This window comes from Streptomyces sp. NPDC022910, from assembly GCF_055561075.1.
In genome coordinates, this window is the sequence record NZ_JBVHHL010000015.1 from 1 (window position 1) to 24,411 (window position 24,411).

Annotated in this window: 24 protein-coding genes and 1 tRNA gene; 8 read left to right on the top strand and 17 right to left on the bottom strand. The window is 70.0% G+C overall.

Going from position 1 to position 24,411, the window contains the following annotated elements:
- A partial coding sequence (locus ACZ3TS_RS16660) for a transposase (RefSeq protein WP_467618356.1) occupies nt 1–355 on the bottom strand: 355 nt, incomplete at its 3' end.
- Nucleotides 356–623: 268 nt separating this feature from the next.
- Nucleotides 624–705 (bottom strand) — tRNA-Tyr (locus ACZ3TS_RS16665).
- A 222-nt stretch (nt 706–927) separates the two neighbouring features.
- On the opposite strand from ACZ3TS_RS16665, the gene ACZ3TS_RS16670 reads away from it, so the two are divergent.
- The gene (locus ACZ3TS_RS16670) at nt 928–1,416 is read left to right on the top strand and encodes a YajQ family cyclic di-GMP-binding protein (protein WP_467618358.1); all 489 of its coding nucleotides are present in this window, start codon (nt 928–930) and stop codon (nt 1,414–1,416) included.
- 85 nt (nt 1,417–1,501) lie between these two features.
- Here the strand turns inward: ACZ3TS_RS16670 and ACZ3TS_RS16675 are convergent, their stop codons facing one another.
- Nucleotides 1,502–1,768 (bottom strand): GlsB/YeaQ/YmgE family stress response membrane protein, encoded by a 267-nt coding sequence (locus tag ACZ3TS_RS16675; RefSeq protein WP_467618360.1) that lies wholly within the window; start codon nt 1,766–1,768, stop codon nt 1,502–1,504.
- A gap of 185 nt (nt 1,769–1,953) precedes the next feature.
- Here ACZ3TS_RS16675 and ACZ3TS_RS16680 point away from each other — a divergent pair, with 185 nt between their 5' ends.
- Nucleotides 1,954–3,213, top strand: a complete 1,260-nt coding sequence (locus ACZ3TS_RS16680) for an APC family permease (protein WP_467618362.1) — start codon at nt 1,954–1,956, stop codon at nt 3,211–3,213.
- Between the two features lie 48 nt (nt 3,214–3,261).
- On the opposite strand, the gene ACZ3TS_RS16685 is transcribed toward ACZ3TS_RS16680, so the two are convergent.
- From ACZ3TS_RS16685 to ACZ3TS_RS16745, 13 genes are all read right to left on the bottom strand, one after another.
- A complete protein-coding gene (locus ACZ3TS_RS16685; RefSeq protein ID WP_467618365.1) occupies nt 3,262–3,828 on the bottom strand; it encodes an SMI1/KNR4 family protein in 567 nt (188 codons plus the stop codon).
- A gap of 109 nt (nt 3,829–3,937) precedes the next feature.
- Nucleotides 3,938–4,330 carry a YccF domain-containing protein gene (locus ACZ3TS_RS16690; protein WP_467618367.1) on the bottom strand — a complete coding sequence of 131 codons (393 nt, stop codon included), beginning with the start codon at nt 4,328–4,330 and terminating at the stop codon, nt 3,938–3,940.
- Nucleotides 4,327–5,190 carry a zinc metalloprotease HtpX gene (gene htpX / locus ACZ3TS_RS16695; protein WP_467618369.1) on the bottom strand — a complete coding sequence of 288 codons (864 nt, stop codon included), beginning with the start codon at nt 5,188–5,190 and terminating at the stop codon, nt 4,327–4,329. The genes ACZ3TS_RS16690 and htpX overlap by 4 nt, the downstream gene beginning before the upstream one ends.
- Before the next feature lie 213 nt (nt 5,191–5,403).
- Nucleotides 5,404–6,903 carry an NADH-quinone oxidoreductase subunit N gene (locus ACZ3TS_RS16700; RefSeq protein ID WP_467618372.1) on the bottom strand — a complete coding sequence of 500 codons (1,500 nt, stop codon included), beginning with the start codon at nt 6,901–6,903 and terminating at the stop codon, nt 5,404–5,406.
- A complete protein-coding gene (locus ACZ3TS_RS16705) occupies nt 6,900–8,474 on the bottom strand; it encodes an NADH-quinone oxidoreductase subunit M (RefSeq protein ID WP_467618374.1) in 1,575 nt (524 codons plus the stop codon). The genes ACZ3TS_RS16700 and ACZ3TS_RS16705 overlap by 4 nt, the downstream gene beginning before the upstream one ends.
- A gap of 6 nt (nt 8,475–8,480) precedes the next feature.
- A complete protein-coding gene (locus ACZ3TS_RS16710) occupies nt 8,481–10,472 on the bottom strand; it encodes an NADH-quinone oxidoreductase subunit 5 family protein (protein ID WP_467618377.1) in 1,992 nt (663 codons plus the stop codon).
- Nucleotides 10,469–10,834, bottom strand: coding sequence for an NADH-quinone oxidoreductase subunit NuoK (gene nuoK, locus ACZ3TS_RS16715; protein WP_467618379.1), 366 nt, complete (start codon nt 10,832–10,834; stop codon nt 10,469–10,471). Before nuoK ends, ACZ3TS_RS16710 begins: the two co-directional genes overlap by 4 nt.
- Nucleotides 10,834–11,466: an NADH-quinone oxidoreductase subunit J family protein gene (locus ACZ3TS_RS16720; protein ID WP_467618381.1), complete on the bottom strand. Its 633-nt coding sequence runs from the start codon at nt 11,464–11,466 to the stop codon at nt 10,834–10,836. Before ACZ3TS_RS16720 ends, nuoK begins: the two co-directional genes overlap by 1 nt.
- Nucleotides 11,463–11,975 carry a 4Fe-4S binding protein gene (locus ACZ3TS_RS16725; protein ID WP_467618382.1) on the bottom strand — a complete coding sequence of 171 codons (513 nt, stop codon included), beginning with the start codon at nt 11,973–11,975 and terminating at the stop codon, nt 11,463–11,465. The genes ACZ3TS_RS16720 and ACZ3TS_RS16725 overlap by 4 nt, the downstream gene beginning before the upstream one ends.
- Nucleotides 11,976–12,085: 110 nt before the next feature.
- Nucleotides 12,086–13,054 (bottom strand): complex I subunit 1/NuoH family protein, encoded by a 969-nt coding sequence (locus tag ACZ3TS_RS16730; protein WP_467618385.1) that lies wholly within the window; start codon nt 13,052–13,054, stop codon nt 12,086–12,088.
- Entirely contained in the window at nt 13,051–14,415 is a 1,365-nt protein-coding gene (locus ACZ3TS_RS16735) for an NADH-quinone oxidoreductase subunit C (protein WP_467618387.1), read from the bottom strand. The genes ACZ3TS_RS16730 and ACZ3TS_RS16735 overlap by 4 nt, the downstream gene beginning before the upstream one ends.
- Nucleotides 14,412–15,101, bottom strand: a complete 690-nt coding sequence (locus tag ACZ3TS_RS16740) for an NADH-quinone oxidoreductase subunit B (RefSeq protein WP_467618388.1) — start codon at nt 15,099–15,101, stop codon at nt 14,412–14,414. Before ACZ3TS_RS16740 ends, ACZ3TS_RS16735 begins: the two co-directional genes overlap by 4 nt.
- Nucleotides 15,092–15,505, bottom strand: coding sequence for an NADH-quinone oxidoreductase subunit A (locus ACZ3TS_RS16745; RefSeq protein ID WP_467618634.1), 414 nt, complete (start codon nt 15,503–15,505; stop codon nt 15,092–15,094). Before ACZ3TS_RS16745 ends, ACZ3TS_RS16740 begins: the two co-directional genes overlap by 10 nt.
- Before the next feature lie 319 nt (nt 15,506–15,824).
- On the opposite strand from ACZ3TS_RS16745, the gene ACZ3TS_RS16750 reads away from it, so the two are divergent.
- The 5 genes from ACZ3TS_RS16750 (at nt 15,825) to ACZ3TS_RS16770 (ending at nt 23,018) form a co-directional block, all read left to right on the top strand.
- Nucleotides 15,825–17,015, top strand: a complete 1,191-nt coding sequence (locus ACZ3TS_RS16750; RefSeq protein ID WP_467618390.1) for a sensor histidine kinase — start codon at nt 15,825–15,827, stop codon at nt 17,013–17,015.
- A gap of 375 nt (nt 17,016–17,390) precedes the next feature.
- Nucleotides 17,391–18,743, top strand: a complete 1,353-nt coding sequence (locus ACZ3TS_RS16755; RefSeq protein WP_467618392.1) for a sensor histidine kinase — start codon at nt 17,391–17,393, stop codon at nt 18,741–18,743.
- A 295-nt stretch (nt 18,744–19,038) separates the two neighbouring features.
- Entirely contained in the window at nt 19,039–19,698 is a 660-nt protein-coding gene (locus tag ACZ3TS_RS16760; RefSeq protein ID WP_467618636.1) for a LuxR C-terminal-related transcriptional regulator, read from the top strand.
- A 319-nt stretch (nt 19,699–20,017) separates the two neighbouring features.
- Complete coding sequence (locus tag ACZ3TS_RS16765) at nt 20,018–21,946, top strand: 2-oxoacid:acceptor oxidoreductase subunit alpha (RefSeq protein ID WP_467618393.1); 1,929 nt, start codon at nt 20,018–20,020, stop codon at nt 21,944–21,946.
- Complete coding sequence (locus ACZ3TS_RS16770) at nt 21,939–23,018, top strand: 2-oxoacid:ferredoxin oxidoreductase subunit beta (protein WP_467618396.1); 1,080 nt, start codon at nt 21,939–21,941, stop codon at nt 23,016–23,018. The genes ACZ3TS_RS16765 and ACZ3TS_RS16770 overlap by 8 nt, the downstream gene beginning before the upstream one ends.
- Nucleotides 23,019–23,037: 19 nt before the next feature.
- On the opposite strand, the gene ACZ3TS_RS16775 is transcribed toward ACZ3TS_RS16770, so the two are convergent.
- Complete coding sequence (locus ACZ3TS_RS16775) at nt 23,038–23,448, bottom strand: winged helix-turn-helix transcriptional regulator (protein WP_467618397.1); 411 nt, start codon at nt 23,446–23,448, stop codon at nt 23,038–23,040.
- A 91-nt stretch (nt 23,449–23,539) separates the two neighbouring features.
- On the opposite strand from ACZ3TS_RS16775, the gene ACZ3TS_RS16780 reads away from it, so the two are divergent.
- Nucleotides 23,540–24,394 (top strand): SDR family oxidoreductase, encoded by an 855-nt coding sequence (locus ACZ3TS_RS16780; protein WP_467618398.1) that lies wholly within the window; start codon nt 23,540–23,542, stop codon nt 24,392–24,394.
- Nucleotides 24,395–24,411: the final 17 nt, after the last annotated feature.

Here is a 24,411-nt window from a genome sequence, read left to right on the forward strand (position 1 = left end):
GGAGATCCGCGACGACCTCCACGAAGCCTTCCTCACCCTCGGCTGCAGCATCATCTGCTGGCGCCGACTGAAGACCTCTTTTTGCTAGGAGTCCTAACAGGGCCTGCCACACCCCGGCCTCCTGCCAGTCCCGCAGCCTGCGCCAGCACGTACTGCCCGAGCCGTAGCCCAGCTCCTGCGGCAGGAACTCCCAGGGGATCCCGGTGTACAGCACGAACAGGATCCCGTTGAGCACCTGCCGGTCATCCAGCCGTTTGCGCCCCGGATACCGGGTGCGACGTTCGATTACCGGCAGCAGCGGAGCGATCCGCTCCCACAGCCCGTCCTCGACCTCCCACGGCCTCCGCTGCCCCATACCCACCCCGATCCATCGGATGTGGGCACAACGTTGACTGACGGCCTGTCATTCCAAGGAAACGACCGGTCATTTTGCTAGGAGTCCTAAAGAACGGCAGCTAGGGGAGCCGAAAGCTGCCCCACACCTGCCCCACACGGACTGGTCAGCACCCGTATCAGGGTGAGACATACTGGGAAAAAGCGCCCATAGCGACCAGGTCGCGCCCGGGAACGACGAAAGGGTCTGTGTCCAGCATTGCTGCTGGACACAGACCCTTTCGGTCGTGTGGCGGCGCCAGGATTCGAACCTGGGAAGGCTGAGCCGGCAGATTTACAGTCTGCTCCCTTTGGCCGCTCGGGCACACCGCCGGGGTTGCTGCCTCGGACCCGCTTTTCCGCGGTGCTCCCTGGCAACGACGTAAACGATACCTGATACGCAGGGGTGCTTCGCCACCCAATAGATCGGCACTCGGAGGGGAGCGGGTGGCTAGGCTTAGCCGGATGCAACCCGGATCGACGCCGGGCCAGGCGGCCGCGCTCCCGCACGCCGATACGCACCCCGATCCAACCCGATACAAGGAGCCACAGGACATGGCCGACTCCAGTTTCGACATCGTCTCGAAGGTCGAGCGGCAGGAGGTCGACAACGCCCTCAACCAGGCCGCCAAGGAGATCTCGCAGCGCTACGACTTCAAGAACGTCGGCGCCTCTATCACCTGGTCCGGCGACAAGATCCTGATGCAGGCCAACTCCGAGGACCGGGTCAAGGCCATCCTCGACGTCTTCGAGTCGAAGCTGGTCAAGCGCGGGGTCTCCCTGAAGTCACTCGACGCCGGTGAGCCGCAGCTGTCCGGCAAGGAGTACAAAATCTTCGCGTCGATCGAGGAGGGCATCTCCCAGGACAACGCGAAGAAAGTCGCGAAGATCATCCGCGATGAGGGTCCGAAGGGCATCAAGGCGCAGGTGCAGGGCGACGAGCTGCGCGTCAGCTCGAAGAGCCGCGACGACCTCCAGGCCGTGATCGCCCTTCTGAAGGGGAAGGACTTCGACTTCGCGCTGCAGTTCGTGAACTACCGGTAGGTCGTCGAGCGGTACGAGGAAGGGTGGGCACCCCGGACCGGGGTGCCCACCCCTTTCTGCTGCTGGCTGCGGCTTCAGGCGGTGCTCAGCGGCGTGAGTCACCGAACAGGATGCGGTAGATGATCAGCAGCACCAGCGAGCCGCCGATAGCGGCCGCCCAGGTGGCGCCGTCATAGAACTGCTTGGCGACCGGGTGGTGCAGCCAGCGCGCGGAGATCCAGCCGCCGATGAAGGCACCCGCGATGCCGATGAGAGTGGTCCCGATGAACCCGCCGGGGTCCTTGCCCGGCAGCAGGAACTTGGCGATGGCGCCTGCCAACAAGCCCAGAATGATCCAGCTGACAATGCCCATGCCGTGAACCTGCCTCTCCGCGCTGTGCCTGTGCTGTGCTCCTGCTCCGGCCAGGCTGTGTTCATGCGTTGACGCTGCTTGTGTTGCTGTCGGTCGCGCTCGACCCTGCGTTCGTGCGGGCCGTCGCTGTCGGGGAGGACGCCTCGGCTGCGGCCACGGTTGCAGGGATCAGTAGGGTTCGCCTCATGACACAGTCCAGGGCACAGCAGCCCGGTGGCGTGGGACTACGACGGACCCTCGGGGTCGGAGACGCCGTCGTCATCGGGCTCGGGTCGATGGTCGGGGCCGGGATTTTCGCGGCCCTGGCCCCTGCGGCGCGGGCGGCCGGGTCCGGGCTGCTGATCGGGCTCGCGGTCGCCGCCGTGGTCGCCTACTGCAACGCGGCGTCCTCGGCGCGACTGGCCGCCCTCTATCCCGCCTCAGGCGGTACGTATGTGTACGGGCGTGAGCGGCTCGGAGCGTTCTGGGGGTATCTGGCCGGCTGGTCGTTCGTCGTCGGGAAGACCGCTTCCTGCGCGGCGATGGCACTCACCGTGGGCACGTACGTCTGGCCGGGGCAGGCGCACGCCGTGGCCGTCACGGCCGTCGTCGCGCTGACCGCCGTGAACTATGGCGGCATGCAGAAGTCGGCCCTGCTGACCCGGGTGATCGTCGCAGTGGTCCTGGCTGTCCTCGCTTCCGTGGTCGTCGTATGTCTCGGGTCCGCGGCGGCCGACGCCGCACGGCTGGATGTCGGCGGCGCCGACGGCGCCGGGGTACTGCAGGCGGCCGGGCTGCTGTTCTTCGCGTTCGCCGGGTATGCACGGATCGCCACGCTCGGCGAGGAGGTACGCGATCCGGCGCGCACCATCCCACGCGCGATCCCGCTGGCCCTGGGCATCACGCTGGTGGTGTACGCGGGGGTGGCTGTCGCTGTCCTTTCCGTGCTGGGTGCAGGTGGGCTCGGGAACGCGGCGGCGCCACTGGCCGACGCGGTACGGGCGGCGGGCGTACCCGGTCTCGCGCCGGTGGTGCGGGGAAGCGCCGCCGTGGCCGCGCTGGGCTCGCTGCTGGCGCTCATCCTGGGTGTCTCACGGACGACGCTGGCCATGGCGCGCGACCGGCATCTGCCCGGTGCACTGGCGGCCGTGCATCCGCGGTTCCAGGTGCCGCACCGGGCCGAGCTGTCCGTGGGCGTCGTGGTGGCTGCACTCGCCGCAACGGTGGACGTGCGGGGCGCGATCGGTTTCTCCTCCTTCGGGGTGCTGGCGTATTACGCCATCGCCAACGCCTCCGCCTGGACGCTCGACTCGGCGCCGGCATCGCGCGTCGTTCCGGCGGTCGGGATCCTCGGGTGCATCACGCTGGCATTCGCGCTTCCGGGAGTCTCGGTGGGCGTCGGCGCGGGTGTCGTGGGCCTGGGGGCGGTCGCGTACGGCGTACGGCGATGGATGGCCGCGCGGTAGCCGCCGGCAAAGGCCCCCGCGCAGCCGACGCCACACGAACGTGCCCGGCTACGAGGCCCGCGCGGCGCCCGTGCGTATCGGGAAGTCCGGCCACGGCGGCAGGTCCGCGCCGTCATGGGACTCCTCGTACCAGCCGGTGCCGTCGAGCCAGGCCTGCAGCCAGTCAGCCAGGCCGGGGGCGTCCACGTACCAGGCGTGGTCTGCGTCGTCGGCGTTCGGCTCGTAGAGCAGGACCGTGCCCTGCGGGGTGCGGCAGTCCACGCAGGCGTACATCCCGCAGCCCCAGTGGGATATCGGCAGGACGCCTTCGGGCCAGACCCAGTCGGGGTCCTTGCGGCCGCTCTCGCGGTTCGCGAAATACTGCGGGACGGCGGCGGGCTCGCTGGACGGCGGGCTGTCGAGCAGGGGCAACAGGCCGTACTCGGGGCCGAATCCGCCATCTCCTATCCGCAGGTACAGCGCGGCGAGCAGTGGGGGCAGGGAGAAGCCCAGGGCTGCCTCCGCGCGGCCGAGGACGGCCTCCGCCACGGGCTCGGGAAGCGAAGGCCAGCCCCATGGCCGGGCGTTGCGGGCCTGTTCCGCCACCCTGTCCAGCAACTGCTCGTTCTCGGTCATGGGTTCATGATGCAGCGTGCCACTGACACTCGGGCGGCCTGTGGACAACCGTCGGCCCCGGCCCTCTCATGCGTGAGGTCCGCGCTCCCACCCCGGACCGGCTCGGCGGTCAGCGTGTCGCGAACGGCTGGTCCGTGGGCACGATTTCGCGGCCCAGAGGGAGCAGTGAGACCGGGATGAGCTTGAAGTTGGCGATGCCGAACGGGATGCCGATGATCGTGAGGCACAGGGCGATGCCCGTGACGATGTGGGCGAGGGCCAGCCACCAGCCCGCCAGGATCAGCCACAGGACATTGCCGAGGCAGGAGGGCGCGCCCGCGTCGCGGCGCTCGACCGTCGTATAGCCGAAGGGCCACAGCGCGTAGAGGCCGATACGGAACGCGGCTATGCCGAACGGGATACCGAGAATGGTGATGCACAGGAGCACGCCCGCCAACAGGTAGCCCAGGAACAGCCAGAAGCCGCTCAGTACGAGCCAGATGACGTTCAGGATTGCCTTCACCGGTGACGACCTGCCATCTGCTCGAGCCGGGCGATGCGCTCCGCCATCGGCGGGTGAGTGGAGAACATCTTGGCGAGTCCCTGACCCGGACGGAAGGGGTTCGCGATCATCATGTGGCTCGCCGTCTCGATGCGTGGCTCGGGCGGCAGGGGAAGCTGCTTGGTACCCACCTCCAGCTTGCGCAGGGCGCTCGCTAGGGCGAGCGGGTCGCCGGTCAGCTGGGCGCCGGAGGCATCCGCCTGGTACTCCCTGGAGCGGCTGATGGCGAGCTGGATGACGGTCGCGGCGAGCGGGCCAAGGATCAAGATCAGCAGCATGCCGAGGATGCCGGGGCCCTCGTCGTCGTCCGAGCGGCCGACGGGGATCAGCCAGGCGAAGTTCACCAGGAACATGATCACCGAGGCGAGGGCCCCGGCGACCGACGAGATCAGGATGTCGCGGTTGTAGACATGGCTCAGCTCGTGCCCGATGACGCCACGCAGTTCACGCTCGTCGAGGAGGCGCAGGATGCCTTCGGTGCAGCACACGGCCGCGTTGCGCGGGTTACGGCCCGTCGCGAACGCGTTCGGCGCCTCCGTCGGCGAGATGTAGAGGCGGGGCATGGGCTGGCGGGCCTGGTTGGAGAGCTCGCGGACCATGCGGTACAGCGCAGGGGCCTCGAACTCGCTCACCGGTCGCGCACGCATCGCGCGTAGAGCCAGTTTGTCGCTGTTCCAGTACGCGTACGCGTTCGTGCCGAGTGCGACGACGACCGCGACGATCAGGCCCGTACGCCCGAAGAAGCTGCCGATCAGGATGATGAGTGCGGACAGTCCCCCGAGGAGTACTGCGGTCCTGAGCCCGTTGTGCCGGCGGTGCACGGTACGCCCTCCAAGTGGTGCGGCAGGGGAACCCTTTGTCTGCGAATGCTGTTGACTCCACTTCTCAGTGGACCCTCCCGCACTGGTCAACGCCAGGCGGGGAGCGCAAGTTCCCTTGTGTCGGCACCGGAGCGCGTGGGCCGTCCGGGTGACGCGGCAGTTCCCCACCCGCGCGTGGAGGGTCAGGTGTGTCCGCGCGCGTGCAGGCGTCCGTCAGAAGAGGCCGGTGGCGGAGAAACGGAGCACGAGCTGGGGCGCTCCGGAGAGGGCGATGCCGAGGACGGCGGTCAGGGCGATGGCGGCCGTGAGCGGGGCCGGGACGCGGTACTTCTCGGGCTCGCCCTCGGGGGCGCGGAAGAGCAGGGCCGTCCACTGGAGGTAGTAGAAGAGCGCGATCACCACGTTGACGGCCATCACCACGGCAAGCCAGCCCAGCCCCGCGTCGACGGCCGCCGAGAAGACGGTGACCTTCGCGAAGAGGCCGATGATGCCCGGCGGGAGGCCCGCCAGGCAGAGCAGGAAGAACGCCAGGAACAGGGCGGCGAGGGGGTTCGACGCGTACAGGCCGCGGTAGTCGGTGATGCGGTTCAGGGCCCTGGAACGGCCCACGAGTGCGGCCACGGCGAACGCGCCGAGGTTCACCGCCGCGTACATCAGTGCGTAGGCCACGGTGGAGCCGATCGCCTTCTGGGCGTCCTTGGAGTAGGCCGCCGCGGCGATCGGCACGAGGAGGTAGCCGGCCTGGCCGACGGAGGACCAGGCCAGCAGGCGTACGGCGCTGTACGCGCGCGTGGCTTGCTGCCGGAGTGCGCCGACGTTGCCGACGGTCATGGTGAGGGCGGCCAGTGCGGCGAGTGCCGGGCCCCATACGCCGGAGTAGGACGGGAGGGCCACGACGGTGACCAGGATCAGGCCGGAGAAGCCGACCGCCTTGCCGACGACCGACAGGTAGGCGGCGACCGGCAGGGGCGCGCCGACGTATGTCTCGGGTACCCAGAAGTGGAACGGGACGGCGGCTGTCTTGAAGGCGAAGCCGACGAGTGTGAGGACCACACCCGTCTGGGCAAGCACGTGCAGCTGACCGTCCACGTGCTGGATCCGGTCGGCGATCTGGGTGAGGTAGAGGGTGCCCGTGGACGCGTACACGAAGCTGATGCCCATGAGGCTCACCGCGGTCGCGGTGACAGAGGACAGGAAGAACTTCAGGGCTGCTTCGGAGGACCTCTTGTCGCCGTATCGGATGCCGACGAGGGCGAAGGCGGGCAGGGAGGCGACCTCCAGGGCGACGATGAGGGTCGCCAGGTCACGGGAGGCGGGCAGCAGGGCGGCGCCGGCCGCCGAGGAGAGCAGCAGGAACCAGAATTCCCCTTCGGGCAGCTGCCTGTTGGCGTCCTTCAGGGCGGTGACGGACAGGAGGGCCGCGAGGAGGGCGCCGCCGAGGACCAGGAACTGGATGACGAGGGTGAAACGGTCCGCCGTGTAGCTGCACACGTGCGGGTCGCCCGCCAGGCAGAAGGTGGCGCGGTCGCCGTCCAGGAGGGGCAGCAGCATGAGCGCGGCGGCGGCGAGTCCTGCGACGGAGACCCAGCCGAGAAGGGCCTTCTTCTGCTCGCCCAGGAAGAGGTCGGCGACGAGGACGACGAGAGCAACGACGGCCGCGATGGTGGGCGGCGCGATCGCCAGCCAGTCGACGGACTGGACGAGGGAGCTCATCGGGTGCCTCCTGCGAGGAGCTGTTGCACGGCCGGGTCGGTCAGGCCGAGGAGGGCCCCGGGCCACAGGCCGGCGACGACGGTGAGGGCGACGAGCGGTGTCCAGGCCGCGAATTCGTATGTCTGGACGTCGGCGAGTTTCGTGGCCTCCGGCGGTACGACGCCCATGCACACGCGCCGTACAACGACGAGCATGTACGCGGCGGTGAGCAGTGTGCCGAACGCGGCGATAGCCATGAAGGCGAGGAAAGCCGGGCGGCTGAGGTCGGTGGCGGGCTTGAAAGCGCCGAACAGCGCCAGCATCTCGCCCCAGAATCCGGCCAGGCCGGGCAGTCCGAGGGAGGCGACGGCGCCGAAGGCGAGCAGCCCGCCGAGGCGGGGCGCCTTGGCGTACAGGGCGGCGCCGGTCTGCTCGGCGAGGGTGTCGAGATCGGTGGTGCCCGCGCGGTCCTTCAGTGCGCCGACCAGGAAGAAGAGGAGGCCGGTGATGAGGCCGTGGGCGATGTTGGCGAACAGCGCGCCGTTCACGCCGGTCGGGGTCGTCGTGGCGATGCCGAGCAGGACGAAACCCATGTGACCGACGGACGAGTAGGCGATGAGCCGCTTGAGGTCGCCCTTGGCGCCCCGCTTGGCGAGGGCGAGGCAGGCGAGGGATCCGTAGATGATCCCGACGACGGCGAAGGCGGCGAGGTAGGGCGCGAAGGTGTGGAAGCCGTTGGGCGCGATGGGCAGAAGGATCCGGACGAACCCGTACGTACCCATCTTCAGCAGGACACCGGCCAGCAGGACCGAGCCGACGGTCGGCGCGGCGGTGTGGGCGTCGGGCAGCCAGCTGTGCAGCGGCCACATCGGCGTCTTGACCGCGAGCCCGATTCCGATCGCCAAAACCGCGATGACCTGCACGGATGTGGTGAGTGACCGGCCGTTGTCAGTGGCGAGTGCCACCATGTCGAACGTGCCCGCCTTGAGTCCGATCAGGAGCAGGCCGAGCAGCATGACGACGGAGCCGAGCAGCGTGAAGAGGATGAACCTCCAGGCCGCACGGGTCCGCCCCTCACCGCCCCAGCGGGCGATGAGGAAGTACATCGGGATGAGGACCATCTCGAAGGCGAGGAAGAAGAGCAGCAGGTCGAGGACGGCGAAGGTCGCGAGGGTGCCGGCCTCGAGGACGAGGAGCAGGGCGACGAAGGCCTTCGGGGACGGGCCCGCAGGCATTTTGAAGTAGGAGTAGAGGGCACAGAGGAAGGTCAGCAGCGCGGTCAGGACCAGAAGGGGGAGGGAGATGCCGTCGATGCCGAGGTGGATCCGCACGTCGAGCGCGGGGATCCAGCTGATGTCGGTCGTGGCCTGCATCTTCGACGGATGGCCGTGGTCGAAGCCGAGCGCGAGAGCGATCGCCGCGATGAGCACGGCGCCGGTGACCGTCACACCGTGCCGGAGCACGGCCTGCTCGGGCGACTTCCCCTTCAGCCCGGGCGGGGCCGGCAGGAGAGCGGTGAGCGCGCCGATGAGCGGCACGACGACGATGAATGCAAGAAGGAACTGCATCACGGACTCGCTGATATCGATCACGCCTGCTCACGCTCCCGTGGCGACGAGGAGGGCGGCCACCGCCAGGACGACGGTGCCGGCGAGCAGCGCGCTCACATAGGTCTGCACATTGCCGGTCTGGGCGCGTCGTACGGCGGCCCCGAGCAGGCGGGGTAGGGCTCCGGCGCCGTGGACGTACGTCTCGACGACTTCGCGGTCGAGGAACCGGACGAGGCTCGCCGCGGCCAGCGCCGGACGGACGAAGAGCACGTCGTACACGCGGTCCAAGTGGAAGCCGACGGCCGCACGGCGGTGCAGTGGGCCGAGCAGGAGACGGCCGGGATCCGCCGGGTCGGGTGCGTAGGCCACATCCCCGTACGCGGGAGCGTGGCTCGCGATGGCCTCTGCCTCGACCAGGCCGGCGTCCGCCTCCGGGTGGGCCGCGACCGCACCCAGCGGTATGCGGGCCGCGAGCGCGGTGGTGTGCCGCCACGCGCCGTACGTCACGAGGCCGCCGACCAGGGCGAGGCCCGTACCGAGGACGGAGGTGGTGAGCGTCGGCGTCAGGGTGCGGCCGTCGAACCAGTCGGGCAGCACCGCGTACGCGAGTCCGAACGCCAGCGAGGGGACGGCGAGGACCCACAGCACGGCGTTCATGACGAGGGGCTGCTTGCCGTGGTCGGGAGCCTCGACGCCGTGGCCACGGAAGGCCAGCAGCCACAGGCGGGTCGCGTATGCGGCGGTGAGCAGGGCCGTGACCAGGCCGGTGACGAGGACGATCCAGCCGGCGGCGACGGGTGCGTGCTCGGTGTGGCCGGTGGCGACGTGCTCGGCGGCGCCGAGGACGGACTCCTTGGAGAAGAAGCCGGCGAAGGGGGGAATCGCGGCGAGCGCGAGGAGCGCCACGGTCATCGTCCAGTAGGCGTCGGGGACACGCAGGCGCAGGTCCTTCATACGGGACATGGCGGCGAGCGAGTTGGTGCCGGCGGCGTGGATGATCACGCCGGCGGCGAGGAACAGCAGCGCCTTGAAGGCGCCGTGGGACAGGAGGTGGAAGACGGCGGCGCCGCGGTCACCGACGGCGAGCGCGCCGGTCATGTAACCGAGCTGGCCGACCGTCGAGTACGCAAGGACGCGCTTGATGTCGTCCTGGGCGAGCGCGGCGAGCGCCGAGCCGGCCATCGTGACGGCGGCCATGACGGCGAGGACCAGCATCGCGGCCGAGGAGGCCTCGAAGACCGGGAGGAGACGGGCGATGAAGTAGACACCGGCGGCGACCATGGTCGCGGCGTGGATCAGGGCGGAGACGGGGGTCGGGCCCGCCATCGCGTCGGGGAGCCAGGTGTGCAGCGGGAACTGCGCCGACTTGCCCGCCACTCCGGCCAGGAGCAGCAGGGCGATCAGGGTCGGGTAGTGCAGTCCGCCGCTCGCGACGGTGCCGAGGACCTTCGTGAGGCGGAAGGAGCCGGCGTCGGTGCCCAGCGCGAACAGTCCGATCAGGAAGGGGACGTCGCCGAGCTTGGTCACCAGGAAGGCCTTGATGGAGGCGGCGCGGGCCTCCGGGGTCTCCCAATAGTGGCCGACCAGGAAGTAGGAGCAGATGCCCATGACTTCCCAGCCGACCAGCAGCACGATCAGGTCGCCCGAGTAGACGACCAGCAGCATCGCGGAGGTGAACAGGGAGACGAGAGCGGCGTACGAGGGGTAGCGCGGGTCGTCGCGCAGATAGCCCGTGGAGTAGATCTGCACGCAGGAGGCGACGACGCCCACCAGGACGGCGACGAGGGCGGCGAAGCCGTCGATGTGCAGGGCGAGTTCGATCGGGACCGAACCGGTGGGCGTGAGCTCGGTGGCGGAGTCGATGGCCGGTCCACCGCCCTGACCCGCGGCGACCAGCACGGCCAGCACGAGTGAGACAAGGCTGGGCAGGACGGCGAGCGGGCGGACGAAGCCGGGGGCCGTGCGACCGAGCAGCAGGCCGGCCGCGGCGCCCAGGAACGGAAGAAGGGGGACGAGAACGGCGAGGGTGGTCGTGGTCACGCGGTGGCCTCAGCCTTCTCAGCCGCGGGGCTGTCGCTTTCGTGGCCCTCGGCGGTGTCGCGGAGTCGGTCGATGTCCGAGGTGCCGCGGTTGCGGTAGACGGCGAGGACGATCGCCAGGCCGATCCCGATCTCGGCGGCGGCGATGGCGATGGTGAACAGAGTCAGAGCCTGGCCGGAGTGCAGCGTTTCGCGGGCGGCCCTACTCAGCCATACGTCGAAGGCGACGAGGTTGAGGTTGACGGCGTTGAGCATCAGCTCGACCGACATCAGGACGAGGATCGCGTTGCGGCGGGCGAGGACGCCGTACAGGCCCGTCGAGAAGAGGAGGGCGGAGAGCACGGCGGGATAGGCGAGGTGCATCAGCGGATGCCTTCCTTCTCGCTCCGGGTGCCCGGGACGGTCGGAGGACTCGCGGTGGTGGTCGCCTCGTTCGCCTTCGCCTTGCGGGAAAGGACGATCGCGCCGACCAGGGCGGCGAGGAGGAGGACGGAGAGGGCCTCGAAGGGAAGGACCCAGCTCTGGAACAGGCTCGCGCCGGTGACCTTGGTGGAGCCGGATGCGGCGCCGTCCAGATCGATCCAGGTCGTACGGAAGGCGTCGACGACCACCCAGACCAGGGCGGCCCCGGCGGCGACGGCCACGGTGAGGGCCGCCCAGCGGTTGCCGGAGTCGGCGTCCGGGGAGCGGCCGATAGGCGCCTTGGTGAGCATCAGCCCGAACAGGAGGAGGACGACGACGGAACCGACGTAGATGAGCACCTGCATCCACGCGATGAACTCGGCGGTGAGCAGGAGGTACTCGACGGCGAGGCCACCCAGGGTCACCACGAGCCACAGGGCGGCATGCACCAGCTGCCTGGTGGTGACGGTGATGAGCGCGGCGCCGAAGGTCACCAGGCCGACGAGGAGGAAGGCGATCTCCACGCCGGTCGGGGAGAGAAAGCCGTGCGTTTCGGTGGCGGCCGTGGTCGCCACAGCGGAGGCGAGGCTCACGACTCTCCTCCCTGCGGACCGGCGGGCTCGGTCGGCTCGGCCTGCGCGGCGGCCAGTTTCTCGGCGGTTTTGCGGGCCGCGGCGATCTCCTTGGGTTCCTCGGCACCGGGATCGAGGGCGGGCGGGGCCGGCACGGTCCACATCCACTCGCGGAGCTTGTCGCGCTCGTGGGTGAGGTCGCGGATGTCCGTCTCGGCGTACTCGAACTCCGGGGACCAGAACAGGGCGTCGAAGGGGCAGACCTCGATGCAGATACCGCAGTACATGCAGAGGGAGAAGTCGATGGCGAAGCGGTCGAGCACGTTGCGGCTGCGCTCGCGGCCGCCGGGGGCCGCAGCCGGGATCGTCTCCTTGTGGGAGTCGATGTAGATGCACCAGTCCGGGCACTCGCGGGCGCACAGCATGCAGACCGTGCAGTTCTCCTCGAACAGGCCGATGACGCCGCGGCTGCGGGGCGGGAGGGCGGGCTGGGTGTCCGGGTACTGCTCGGTGACGGACTTCTTCGTCATCGTGCGGAGGGTGACGGCCAGGCCCTTGGCGAGACCGGAGCCAGGAATCGGCAGGCGGGGCCGCCCGGAGGGGGTCTTTGAGGAGCGGTGGTCGGGCGACGGTCGGGACACTAGGAGATCACCACCTTGACGATGCCGGTGACGGCGATCTGAGCGAGGGACAGGGGGACAAGGAGGGTCCAGGAGAGCTTCTGGAGCTGGTCCTCGCGCAGGCGGGGATAGGTGACGCGGAGCCAGATGACCACGAAGGCGAGAATCGCGGTCTTCAGGAGCGTCCACAGCCAGCCGAGGCCGTCGGCGCCCCAGGGGCCGTGCCATCCGCCCAGGAAGAGGACGGTGGTCAGACCGCACAGGACGATGATTCCGGCGTATTCGGCGAGGAGGAACAGGGCGAAACGGAGGCCGGTGTACTCGGTGTACGCACCGAAGATGATCTCCGAGTCGGCGACAGGCATGTCGAAGGGCGGGCGTTGCAGCTCGGCGAGGCCGGCGACGAAGAAGACGAGCGCGCCGACGATCTGCCAGGGCACCCACCACCAATGGAAGGCGCCGACGATGCCGGGGAGCGAGACGGTGCCCGCAGCCATCGCCACCGAGGCGGCGGCGAGCAGCATCGGCAGTTCGTAGGCGAGCAGCTGGGCGGCGGTGCGGAGGCCGCCGAGGAGGGAGAACTTGTTGGCGGAGGCCCAGCCGGCCATGAGCGAGCCGAGGACGCCGACGCCCATGACGGCCAGCACGAAGAAGATGCCCGCGTCGACGACCTGACCGACGGCGCCCTCGCTCGGGCCGATCGGGATGGCGAGGAGGACAAGGAGGTACGGGAGAAGCGCGACGGCGGGGGCCAGCTGGAAGATGCGGCGGTCCGCGCCCGCCGGGACGACGTCCTCCTTCTGCGCGAACTTCACACCGTCGGCGACGAGCTGGGCCCAGCCGTGGAAGCCACCGGCGTACATCGGGCCGAGGCGGCCCTGCATGTGGGCCATGACCTTGTGTTCGGTCTGGCCGATGATCAGGGGGAAGGTGAGGAAGACGACGAACACGACGAGGAGTCGCAGAGCGACGTCGAGAGCGCCGTTCACTGCGTGCCTCCGGAGGGGTCGTCGGGGGTGGGGGTCGCGTCGGGGTTCGCAGACTCAGGAGGCCGGGCTTCACCGGGCCGGGCGTCACCGGGCCGGGCGTCACCTCCGACCGCTTCGGCCTCGGCTTCAGGCGCGGCCTCGGCTTCAGACGCGGCCTCGGCTTCAGGCGCCGGTACGGCTTCAGGCGCCTGCTCGGGTTCCGCCCCTGCGGCGGCGCCCTCGGCTCTCGCCCCGGCCTCCGCCGTGGCGGGCGGTTCGGGAGCGGGCTCGGGCTGGTCGAAGGCCGGGCGGGCGTGATGCCAAGGGGCGTCGGAGCTGCGCGGCGCGGCGGCGGGCCTGACGTCCGCGTCCTCGGATTCCCTGGCACCCGCACGTTGGGAGGCGGAACCCTCGGACGCGCTGCGCGCACGACGCGGACCGGCCGCAGGAGCCGCCGGAGCCGGAGAAGCACCCTTCTGCCCTGCGCCCTGCGCACTCTCCGCCGCACGCTGCGAAGCCGAACCGTCCGACACACTCCGCGCTCGACGCGGACCCGCCGCCGGAGCCGCAGCGCCGCCGCCGGTCTCCGCTCCCCGCTCGGACACCGAGCCCTCCGACGCGCTCCTCGCCCGACGGGGTGCGATCGGGATTTCCGTGGGCCCGCCCGTGGCGGGAGCCTGACTTGCCGAGCCCTCGGCTGCCGTGCGGGTGCGCCGGGTCGGGCGGTCACCTCCCGTACGGCCCGCGGCTCGGGAAGGGCGATCACCCGCCGTGCGGCCCGCGGCTCGTGCCGGGCGGGCGGGGGCAGGGGGAAGCTGGCCCTTGAGGGGGCCCCACTCGTTGGGGTCGGGGACGCCTGGGGGCAGCATCTGACGGCGCTTGGGGCCGCCGTGGTCCGACTCGCCCGGTTCCTTCGCGCCGGGCCAGGCCTTGGCGACCCGGGCGGCCAGGACGAAGTCCTTGCGCAGCGGGTGGCCCTCGAAACTGTCGGGCAGGAGAAGGTGGTCCAGCCCCGGGTGGCCCTCGAAGGTGACGCCGAACATCTCGTGGGTCTCCCGTTCGTGCCAGGCGGCGCCCGCGTAGACGCCCACGGCGGAGGGGAGGACGGGAGCCTCGTGCGGGACCGTGGTGCGGACCAGGAGGCGGTGGACCGGGGACAGGGCCACCACATGGGCCGAGACGCGCAGGCCCGTGCCCGGTTCGTCGACCGCGCTCAGCCAGTCGAAGTACGTGCAGCCCAGGTCGTCGCGGGCGACCCGCAGCGCCTCGGTCCAGCCCGTCGGGGGTACGTCGACCGTCAGGACGTCGTACGCCTCCTCGGCCGTGGCCTCCGGGCCGAAGAGATCCTCGGCGGGTGCGGGCAGCCAGCCGGCCGTGGTCATCGATCCACCCCCGAGCCCGTGCCCGAGCCCGCGTCCGGACCCGAGGCCTGCGACGTACCCGGAAGCGACGTCGGGGACGGCGGCTTGACCAGGCCGCTCTGCAGGGCGCCCGTGGACGGCCGCGTCGCGCCGTACCGCTCCCCGAGCGACTCGCGCGCGATCTTCTCCTGAAGCTTGAGGATGCCCTGGAGCAGCGCCTCGGGGCGCGGCGGGCAGCCGGGGACGTACACGTCCACCGGGATGATCTGGTCGACACCCTTGGTGACGGAGTACGAGTCCCAGTAGGGGCCGCCGCAGTTCGAACACGCGCCGAAGGAGATGACGTACTTCGGCTCGGGCATCTGCTCGTACAGGCGTTTGATGGCCGGGGCCATCTTGTCCGTGACCGTGCCGGACACCACCATCAGGTCGGCCTGGCGCGGGCCGGGTGCGAACGGGATCACGCCCAGCCGGATGAAGTCGTGGCGGGCCATCGACGCGGCGATGAACTCGATGGCGCAGCAGGCGAGGCCGAAGTTGAAGACCCACAGGGAGTAGCGGCGGCCCCAGTTCAGGACCACCTTCATCGGCTCGGGCGCAAGGCGGGCCAGCGTGCCGAGCCTCCCCCTGCCTTCGGCGGGGGGACTCCCAGGCTCCGGCAGCAGCACAGGCTCCGGAGTCGGCGGAGTCGAGGGGTTCACGTCCATGCCAGGACGCCCTTCTTGTATGCGTACAGCAGTCCCACGGCCAGGAAGCCGAGGAAGATGAACATCTCCACGAGCGTCGTCGCGCCGTAGCCGGGGGCGGCGAAGACCGTCGCCCAGGGGAACAGGAAGATCGAGTCGACTGCGAAGATCACGTACAGGAACGCGTACACGTAGTAGCGGACCTGTGTATGCGCCCAGCCCTCGCCGACGGGGTCGACGCCGCACTCGTACGTCAGAAGCTTTTCGGGCGTGGGCACAACGGGGCGCAGCAGGCGGCCCGCGCCGAAGGCGACGGCTACGAAGAGCACGCCGATGACGGCGAGCAGCCCGACGACGGAGTAGGACTGGAAGTAGCCCGCCGCGACGGCGATCCCGGCGGTCCTCGCGCTTCCGGTCTCCGCCATGACAACGACGGCGGTCGGATCCGGCACGTCAGCCCCTCGCTCCCTGACCTCGTGACCCTGGTGAATCTTGTGTTCGACGTTCTGTACGCACGGGAGTCTAGGCCCTGCTAAAGAAAGGGTAAGCAGCCCGTCGCGCCTCGGGACGCGCTGGTACTCGCCGTGTGGTTCCGATCCCGTGGCCCTGGTGCGGCTCCGCTCACGCATCGGCGGATACCGCCGGGGTGGGGTTTGCCCCAGTGCACTGCGGCGGTCCGCCTCATGGCGCCCCGGCGCACCGTCTTGGCAGGCTGGCGGACATGACCGAACAAGGCCGGAAGATATGACCGAACCCTTCACGAGCCCCGGCGTCCCGGACGGCGAGCGTCCGCCGCCGCGTCTCGCCCTGGACGGGTACACCTGGCGGGAGATCGCACATCTGCTCGCGAATCTGCCCATGGCACTGGTGGGCTTCACGTATGTGGTGACGGTGCTGTTCACGGGGGCGGGCCTGACGGTGACCGTGATCGGCTTCCCGATGCTGGCGGCCGGGCTGCTGGGCGCGCGGCAGCTCGGCAAGCTGGAGCGGGCGCGGGCCAGGGTCCTGCTCGGGGTGCGGGTGGAGGAGCCGAGCCCGCTGCCGTTGCGCAGGGGTGGCGGGTGGCTCCGGCGACTGTGGCTGGCGCTGAAGGACCCGGTGGGCTGGCGGACCGTCCTCTACGACTTCATCCGGCTGCCCTGGGGGATCGCGACCTTCACGGTGACGTTGGTGTCGCTGTTCGTCCTGTGGCCGGTTCTGCCGTTCCTCGCGCGCGGGCTGACGAACGTGGACCGGGCGATGGTGCGCGGACTTCTGTCCCCCTCCGACGAACTGGAGCGGCGCATCGCGGAGCTGGAGTCCGACCGCGGGGTGGTCGTGGACACGGCGGCGGCGGATCTGCGGCGCATCGAGCGCGATCTGCACGACGGGGCTCAGGCCCGGCTGGTGAACCTGGCGATGGGGCTGGGTCTGGCCAAGGAGAAGCTGCTCGAGGACCCGGACTCGGCGGCGGCGATGGTCGAGGAGGCGCACGGCGAGGTGAAGCTGGCGCTGCAGGAGCTGCGGGACCTCGCACGGGGCATCCATCCGGCGGTCCTGACCGACCGCGGTCTGGACGCGGCCCTGTCGGCGGTCGCCGCGCGCTGCACCGTGCCGGTGAAGGTGACCGTGGACCTGGAGACGAGAGCGGCCGCGGCGATCGAGGGCATCGCCTACTTCACGGTCTCCGAGCTGCTGCAGAACATCAGCAAGCACAGCGGGGCGAGGGCCGCCTCGGTCGACGTCTGGCGCAGGGACGAACGGCTGCTGATGCAGGTGCGGGACGACGGCCGCGGCGGCGCCCGCCTCGACGGCGGCACCGGTATGGCGGGGCTCGCGGAGCGGCTGGGCGCGGTCGACGGACTGTTCGTCGTCGATTCGCCGGTGGGCGGCCCGACGGTCGTCACCGCGGAGCTGCCGTGGCGGGACCGGGGGGCCGGGGCGCGGCGGGGGTAGCGGGTACGCGAAGGAGGTCGTGGAAGCGGTCGTACATGGGGACCCACGACCGCTTCCGCCGTACCCGGGCACGCGTACGGGCACGCGCCCGCTCCCGGCGTTCCAGGAGGCACCCGGTCCCTCCCAGCGTGCGGGGAACGGCTGCCGATCGCACAAGACCGGTCCCGGCGTGCGGGCGCACGGCTCGCTTCCACCTGCGCGGGGGCACTTTCGTGTGCGTCCGGCGTGCGGGGGTGGGGAAAACCCCCGCTTCAAGACGCCGACCCGCTCCATGGGCGCATGCGGGGGGAGACAGCAGGGTGGAGGTACGAACCGGCGCCCGGGTCGAAGGACCGACCGCGCCGGGGTGGACGACGAGGAGAACGGACGACGCCGATGGCCACGCAGTACGGGCAGGGGTACGGAGAGTGGGGCGGCCCTGGATCCCAGGGCGCCGAGGGGCGCCTGCACCGGCTCCCGGCCGCTCTGCGCGCACCGATCGAGGGGCGCAGCTGGGGTGAGCTGTGCTACCTGCTGCTGAGCCTGCCGATCGGGATCATGATGTTCACCTACAGCGTCACGATGTTCTCGATCGGAGTCGGTCTGCTGGTCACGTTCCTCGGGATCCCGGTGCTCGCGGCGGCGCTCGCAGGGTGCCGGGGGCTCGGGGCGCTGGAACGGGCACGGGCACGGGGTCTGCTGGGGCTCGAGGTGGCCGATCCGGAACCGCCGGCGATGAAGCGGCGGGGCCCGGCGGGCTGGATCGGGGCGATGCTCAGGAGCGGTACGTCGTGGCGGCACATGCTGTACACGGTGCTGCAGATGCCCTGGGCTGTGTTCTCCTTCACCGTCGGGGTGACCTTCTGGGTGTGCGGCTGGGCACTGCTGACGTATCCGCTGTGGTTCTGGCTGTTCCGTGTGTACGGCGGTCACGGCGGGATTCAGCTGTACGGCGACGAGACGCATCACGTCTACCTCGACAACCCGTTCGAGATCACGGTGACCGCGCTGGTGGGGTTGTTGATCACGCTGGCCACGCCGTGGATCGTACGGGGCCTGACGACCGTGGACCGGCTGCTGGTGCACGGGCTGCTCGGGCCGTCGCGGCTGGTGACGCGGGTGGTGGAGCTGGAGTCGGACCGCGGGGTGGTGGTCGACACGGCGGCGGCGGATCTGCGGCGCATCGAGCGCGATCTGCACGACGGGGCGCAGGCCCGGCTGGTGGCGCTGGCCATGGATCTGGGACTGGCGAAGGAGAAGCTGGCGGAGGATCCGCAGGCGGCGGCAAGGATGGTGGACGAGGCACACGGAGAGGTGAAGACGGCGCTGCAGGAACTGCGGGACCTCGCCCGCGGAATCCATCCGGCGGTGCTGACGGACCGGGGGCTGGATGCGGCGCTGTCGGCGGTGGCCTCGCGGTGCACCGTGCCGGTGCAGGTGGAGGTGGACCTGCCGTCGAGGCCGGCGCCGGCGATCGAGGGGATCGCCTACTTCACGGTGTCGGAGCTGCTGCAGAACATCAGCAAGCACGCCCGGGCGTCGCGGGCGACGGTCGACGTGTGGCGGGTGGAGGACCGGCTGCTGTTGCAGGTGACGGACGACGGGCTGGGGGGCGCGGACGCCGCCGCCGGGTCGGGGCTGGCCGGGCTGGCCGGGCGTCTCGACGCCGTGGACGGGATCCTGCTGGTGGATTCCCCGGCCGGGGGACCGACCCGGATCACCGCCGAACTGCCGTGGCGGTCGGCCTGACCGCCACGGGCGCAGCACACTCCGGCACGCCGCCCCGTTCGTTCGTCGAACAGGGGGCTCGGCCGTATGGGGCACGCCCTCGCAGGCATCTCCTCCTTGCGGACGCCTTCCTTCTGCCGACGCGCTGAACACGCCCGGCCAGTCTGTCCGCAGGCCCGGTGAGAAACCGCGGACAGCGGGATACTGAGGAGCCGAGGGGCGGTGAGACGACGGGCCGCCCAGGACACCGCCGGACGCGCAGGACAGCGCGCCCGGAGACGGAAGGCTCGGGGGGCCGAGGATCGTGGAGGACAGGGTGCGGGTGGTCATCGCCGAGGATTCAGTGCTGCTCAGGGAGGGCCTGACCCGGCTGCTGACCGACCGCGGGCACGAGGTCGTCGCCGGTGTCGGGGACGGGGACGGGCTGATCAAGACCATCACCGAGTTGGCGGACCGCGGCGAGATGCCCGACGTGGTCGTCGCCGACGTACGGATGCCGCCGACCCATACGGACGAAGGGGTCCGGGCCGCGGTCCAGCTGCGCAAGGCACATCCCGGACTCGGCGTGCTGGTGCTGTCCCAGTACGTCGAGGAGCGGTACGCCACCGAACTGCTGGCCGCTTCGAGCCGCGGTGTCGGCTATCTGCTCAAGGACCGGGTCGCCGAGGTGCGCGAGTTCGTGGACGCCGTGGTGCGGGTGGCCCAGGGGGGCACCGCGCTGGACCCGGAGGTCGTGGCGCAGCTGCTCGGACGCAGCCGAAAGCAGGACGTGCTGGCCGCGCTCACCCCGCGGGAGCGGGAGGTCCTAGGACTGATGGCCGAGGGGCGGACGAACTCCGCGATAGCCCGGCAGCTCGTCGTGAGCGACGGAGCCGTCGAGAAGCACGTCAGCAACATCTTCCTGAAGCTCGGCCTGTCGCAGAGTGACGGGGATCACCGGCGTGTTCTGGCCGTCCTCACCTACCTCAACTCCTGATCGCTGACACTGTTTCAGACAGCGGGGTCGGGATGCTCTCGGGTCGAGTGTCCCGCCGGCTCCGCGCCGGCCACCGCCGCGGAGCCGGCAGCGGCCAGTACCCCGGAAGCACCAGAACCAAAGGATGAGCAGGGAGCGTCTTCAAGAGCATCGTCGGGGGCGGGTAAATCATGACAAGTCAGGGCGTCGGGCCGTCTCACCATGGTGTCCATCATGCGAACGACCGAGGGAAGGCGACCCTTACCGACGTAGGGTTGACCATGGGAAGGCCGGCGGGACGGCCGCACCCGGTCAGCCGCCTCGAGGGAGGTCCAGTTCAGTGACCAGCCAGGTCAGCAGTCCAGCGGAGCAGGCCGACGGAGCCGTCGTAGGAGAACAGCGCAAACCGGCGGGCGCGAAGGACGTACACAAGCTCGACCGGGTGATCATCCGGTTCGCGGGAGACTCCGGTGACGGCATGCAGCTCACCGGAGACCGCTTCACCTCGGAGACGGCGTCTTTCGGCAACGACCTGTCGACGCTGCCGAACTTCCCCGCCGAGATCCGCGCCCCCGCGGGCACCCTGCCGGGCGTCTCGTCGTTCCAGCTGCACTTCGCCGATCACGACATCCTGACCCCCGGGGACGCGCCGAACGTACTGGTGGCGATGAACCCGGCCGCCCTGAAGGCGAACATCGACGACCTGCCCCGCGGCGCGGAGATCATCGTCAACACGGACGAGTTCACCAAGCGCGCCATGCAGAAGGTCGGCTACGACACCAGTCCTCTGGAGGACGGGTCGCTGGACGGCTACAACGTCCATCCCGTACCGCTGACCACCCTCACCGTCGAGGCGCTGAAGGAGTTCGACCTCACCCGCAAGGAGGCCGAGCGCAGCAAGAACATGTTCGCGCTGGGCCTGCTGTCGTGGATGTACCACCGGCCGACCGAGGGCACCGAGAAGTTCCTGAAGTCGAAGTTCGCGAAGAAGCCGGACATCGCGGCCGCCAACATCGCCGCCTTCCGGGCCGGCTGGAACTTCGGCGAGACGACGGAGGACTTCGCGGTCTCGTATGAGGTCGCGCCCGCCGTCAAGGCATTCCCGGTGGGCACGTACCGGAACATCTCCGGGAACCTCGCCCTGTCCTACGGTCTGGTCGCCGCCTCCCGCCAGGCGGACCTGCCGCTGTTCCTGGGCTCCTATCCGATCACCCCCGCCTCGGACATCCTGCACGAGCTGTCCAAGCACAAGAACTTCGGTGTGCGAACCTTCCAGGCCGAGGACGAGATCGCGGGCATCGGTGCCGCGCTGGGCGCGGCCTTCGGCGGCTCGCTCGCCGTGACCACGACCTCCGGCCCCGGCGTGGCCCTCAAGAGCGAGACCATCGGTCTCGCGGTCTCCCTGGAGCTGCCGCTCCTGGTCATCGACATCCAGCGCGGCGGGCCGTCCACCGGTCTGCCGACCAAGACGGAGCAGGCCGACCTGCTGCAGGCGATGTACGGGCGCAACGGCGAGGCGCCGGTCCCGGTCATCGCCCCGCGCACCCCGGCCGACTGCTTCGACGCTGCCCTGGAAGCGGCCCGGATCGCGCTCACCTACCGCACGCCCGTCTTCCTGTTGTCCGACGGCTATCTGGCCAACGGCTCCGAGCCCTGGCGGATCCCGGAGGTGGATGAGCTGCCGGACCTGCGGGTGCAGTTCGCCCAGGGTCCGAACCACACGCTGGACGACGGCACCGAGGTGTTCTGGCCGTACAAGCGTGATGCGCAGACCCTCGCCCGGCCGTGGGCGATCCCGGGGACGCCGGGCCTGGAGCACCGCATCGGCGGCATCGAGAAGCAGGACGGCACGGGCAACATCTCCTACGACCCCGCCAACCACGACTTCATGGTGCGGACGCGCCAGGCGAAGGTCGACGGAATCGTGGTACCCGACATCGAGGTGAACGACCCGCACGAGGCGAAGACCCTCGTCCTGGGCTGGGGGTCCACATACGGCCCGATCACCGCGGCTGTACGGCGGCTGCGGGCGGCCGGGGAGTCGGTCGCGCAGGCCCATCTGTGCCACCTCAACCCGTTCCCGCGGAATCTCGGCCCGGTTCTGAAGCGTTACGAGAAGGTGGTGATCCCCGAGATGAACCTCGGTCAGCTCGCCATGCTCATCCGGGCGAAGTACCTGATCGACGCCCACTCGTACAACCAGGTCAACGGCATGCCGTTCAAGGCCGAACAGCTCGCCGCGGCTCTCAAGGAGGCCATCGATGGCTGAGACGACCACGGAAGGCACGGGCACGATCGAGGCGCTCTCCCTCGTTCCCAAGGCCGTGGCCCGGCAGTCCATGAAGGACTTCAAGTCCGATCAGGAAGTGCGCTGGTGCCCCGGTTGCGGTGACTACGCGATCCTCGCCGCCGTCCAGGGTTTCATGCCGGAACTGGGCCTGGCCAGGGAGAACGTCGTCTTCGTCTCGGGCATCGGCTGCTCGTCCCGCTTCCCGTACTACATGAACACGTACGGCATGCACTCCATCCACGGCCGCGCGCCCGCGATCGCGACGGGCCTCGCCAGCTCGCGCCGCGACCTGTCCGTGTGGGTGGTCACCGGTGACGGCGACGCGCTGTCCATCGGCGGCAACCACCTCATCCACGCCCTGCGCCGCAACGTCAACCTGAAGATCCTGCTGTTCAACAACCGGATCTACGGCCTCACCAAGGGCCAGTACTCGCCTACCTCCGAGGTCGGCAAGATCACCAAGTCGACGCCGATGGGCTCGCTCGACGCCCCCTTCAACCCGGTGTCGCTGGCGATCGGCGCCGAGGCGTCCTTCGTGGCACGCACGGTCGACTCCGACCGCAAGCACCTGACCGGGGTGCTGCGCCAAGCCGCCGCCCACCCCGGCACCGCCCTGGTGGAGATCTACCAGAACTGCAACATCTTCAACGACGGCGCATTCGACGCCCTCAAGGACAAGCAGACCGCCGAGGAAGCCGTGATCCGCCTGGAGCACGGGCAGCCGATCCGCTTCGGACCGGAGGGCTCGCGCGGTGTCCTACGGGATGTGCGGACCGGCGACCTGAAGGTCGTCTCCATCACCCCGGAGAACGCGTCGGACATCCTCGTCCACGACGCCCACGCCGCCTCCCCCACCACGGCGTTCGCGCTGTCCCGGCTGGCCGACCCGGACACCCTCTACAACACTCCGATCGGCGTCTTCCGCTCCGTGGAGCGGCCCGTCTACGACACCCAGATGGCCGACCAGCTCGACACCGCAATCGAGCAGAACGGCAAGGGTGACCTGGCGGCGCTGCTGGCCGGCAAAGACACCTGGACCGTTGTCGGCTAGGACACCGACACCGCGCGGTTCACGAGGCCCGGGCCTTCAGCGCTCGGGCCTCGTCGTATGCCTGGCGCGCCTCCTCGACGTCGGCCATGCGCTCCCTCGTCCACAGCGCCAGCGCGCTCACTTGCTCGGCCGCCTCGCGGCCCAGGTCGGTCAGGGAGTAGTCGACTCTCGGGGGGATCACCGGCTTGGCGTCGCGGTGGACCAGGCCGTCGCGCTCCAGGGTCTGCAGGGTCTGGGTGAGCATCTTCTCGCTGACACGGGCCACTCGCCCGATCGCCCGGCGCAGCTCGCTGAAACGGTGGGGGCGCTCGAGGAGCTCGATCAGGACGAGAACGCCCCAGCGGCTGGTGACGTGCTCCAGGACGAGGCGGTAGGGGCACATCGCCGAATCGGTGTCGCCTCCGTCGGCGACTGAGCTGCTTACTGCCATGACAGTACCTTACTTCAAAGTGGGTACTTTCCTCTAGTTAGTGCCCCTCCTAGGGTGAGTGGCACACGCACCCCACAAGGAGATCCAAGTCATGAGCATCGTCGTCACGGGAGCCACCGGACACCTCGGCCGTCACGTCGTGGAGCAGCTGCTGGAGAAGGTTCCGGCCGAGGAGATCACCGCGGTCGTCCGCACCCCGGAGAAGGCCGCCGACTTCGCGGAGCGCGGCGTGCGGATCGCGGTCGCCGACTACAACGCGCCCGAGACCTTCGACGGCCTCTTCTCCGCCGGCGACAAGGTGCTGCTGATCTCCGGCAACGAGTTCGACAAGGGACGGGTCCAGCAGCACAAGGTCGTCCTCGACGCCGCCAAGGCCGCCGATGTCGCGCTCCTCGCCTACACCAGCGCCCCCGGCAGTCTGACGGCCGCCCTCGCCGACGACCACCGGGGCACCGAGGAGGCGATCCTGGCCTCGGGCGTGCCGCACGTGCTGCTGCGCAACGGCTGGTACAACGAGGTCTTCACCGACCAGCTCGCGTCCGTGCTGCAGTACAACGCCGTCACCCAGGCCGCCGGTGACGGCCGGGTCAGCTCGGCCTCCCGTGCCGACTACGCGGCCGCCGCGGTCGCCGTACTGACCGGCGAGGGCCACGAGAACAAGACGTACGAGCTGGGCGGCGACGAGGCATGGAGCTTCGCCGAGTACGCGGCCGAGCTGAGCAAGCAGACCGGCAAGGAGATCGCGTACAACGCCGTCTCCGTCGAGGCCTTCACCGGCATCCTGACCGGCGCCGGCCTTCCCGAGATCTTCGCCGCGATCCTGGCCGGCGTGGACGTGTCCATCGAGAAGGGTGAGCTGGTCGTCACCAGCGGCGACCTGTCCCGCCTGGCCGGCCGTCCGACCACGCCGATCGCCGAGTCGATCAGGGCCGCGCTCAAGGGCTGAACCTCCCCCGGCGGGTC

What these genes read in the sequence shown, in the direction of transcription:
- ACZ3TS_RS16670 (WP_467618358.1), top strand. Translation starts at nt 928, where the DNA reads ATGGCCGACTCCAGTTTCGACATCGTCTCGAAGGTCGAGCGGCAGGAG.
- ACZ3TS_RS16675 (WP_467618360.1), bottom strand. Translation starts at nt 1,768, where the DNA reads ATGGGCATTGTCAGCTGGATCATTCTGGGCTTGTTGGCAGGCGCCATC.
- ACZ3TS_RS16680 (WP_467618362.1), top strand. Translation starts at nt 1,954, where the DNA reads ATGACACAGTCCAGGGCACAGCAGCCCGGTGGCGTGGGACTACGACGG.
- ACZ3TS_RS16685 (WP_467618365.1), bottom strand. Translation starts at nt 3,828, where the DNA reads ATGACCGAGAACGAGCAGTTGCTGGACAGGGTGGCGGAACAGGCCCGC.
- ACZ3TS_RS16700 (WP_467618372.1), bottom strand. Translation starts at nt 6,903, where the DNA reads ATGAGCTCCCTCGTCCAGTCCGTCGACTGGCTGGCGATCGCGCCGCCC.
- nuoK (WP_467618379.1), bottom strand. Translation starts at nt 10,834, where the DNA reads ATGCACCTCGCCTATCCCGCCGTGCTCTCCGCCCTCCTCTTCTCGACG.
- ACZ3TS_RS16725 (WP_467618382.1), bottom strand. Translation starts at nt 11,975, where the DNA reads ATGACGAAGAAGTCCGTCACCGAGCAGTACCCGGACACCCAGCCCGCC.
- ACZ3TS_RS16735 (WP_467618387.1), bottom strand. Translation starts at nt 14,415, where the DNA reads ATGACCACGGCCGGCTGGCTGCCCGCACCCGCCGAGGATCTCTTCGGC.
- ACZ3TS_RS16740 (WP_467618388.1), bottom strand. Translation starts at nt 15,101, where the DNA reads ATGGACGTGAACCCCTCGACTCCGCCGACTCCGGAGCCTGTGCTGCTG.
- ACZ3TS_RS16745 (WP_467618634.1), bottom strand. Translation starts at nt 15,505, where the DNA reads ATGGCGGAGACCGGAAGCGCGAGGACCGCCGGGATCGCCGTCGCGGCG.
- ACZ3TS_RS16750 (WP_467618390.1), top strand. Translation starts at nt 15,825, where the DNA reads ATGACCGAACCCTTCACGAGCCCCGGCGTCCCGGACGGCGAGCGTCCG.
- ACZ3TS_RS16755 (WP_467618392.1), top strand. Translation starts at nt 17,391, where the DNA reads ATGGCCACGCAGTACGGGCAGGGGTACGGAGAGTGGGGCGGCCCTGGA.
- ACZ3TS_RS16770 (WP_467618396.1), top strand. Translation starts at nt 21,939, where the DNA reads ATGGCTGAGACGACCACGGAAGGCACGGGCACGATCGAGGCGCTCTCC.
- ACZ3TS_RS16775 (WP_467618397.1), bottom strand. Translation starts at nt 23,448, where the DNA reads ATGGCAGTAAGCAGCTCAGTCGCCGACGGAGGCGACACCGATTCGGCG.
- ACZ3TS_RS16780 (WP_467618398.1), top strand. Translation starts at nt 23,540, where the DNA reads ATGAGCATCGTCGTCACGGGAGCCACCGGACACCTCGGCCGTCACGTC.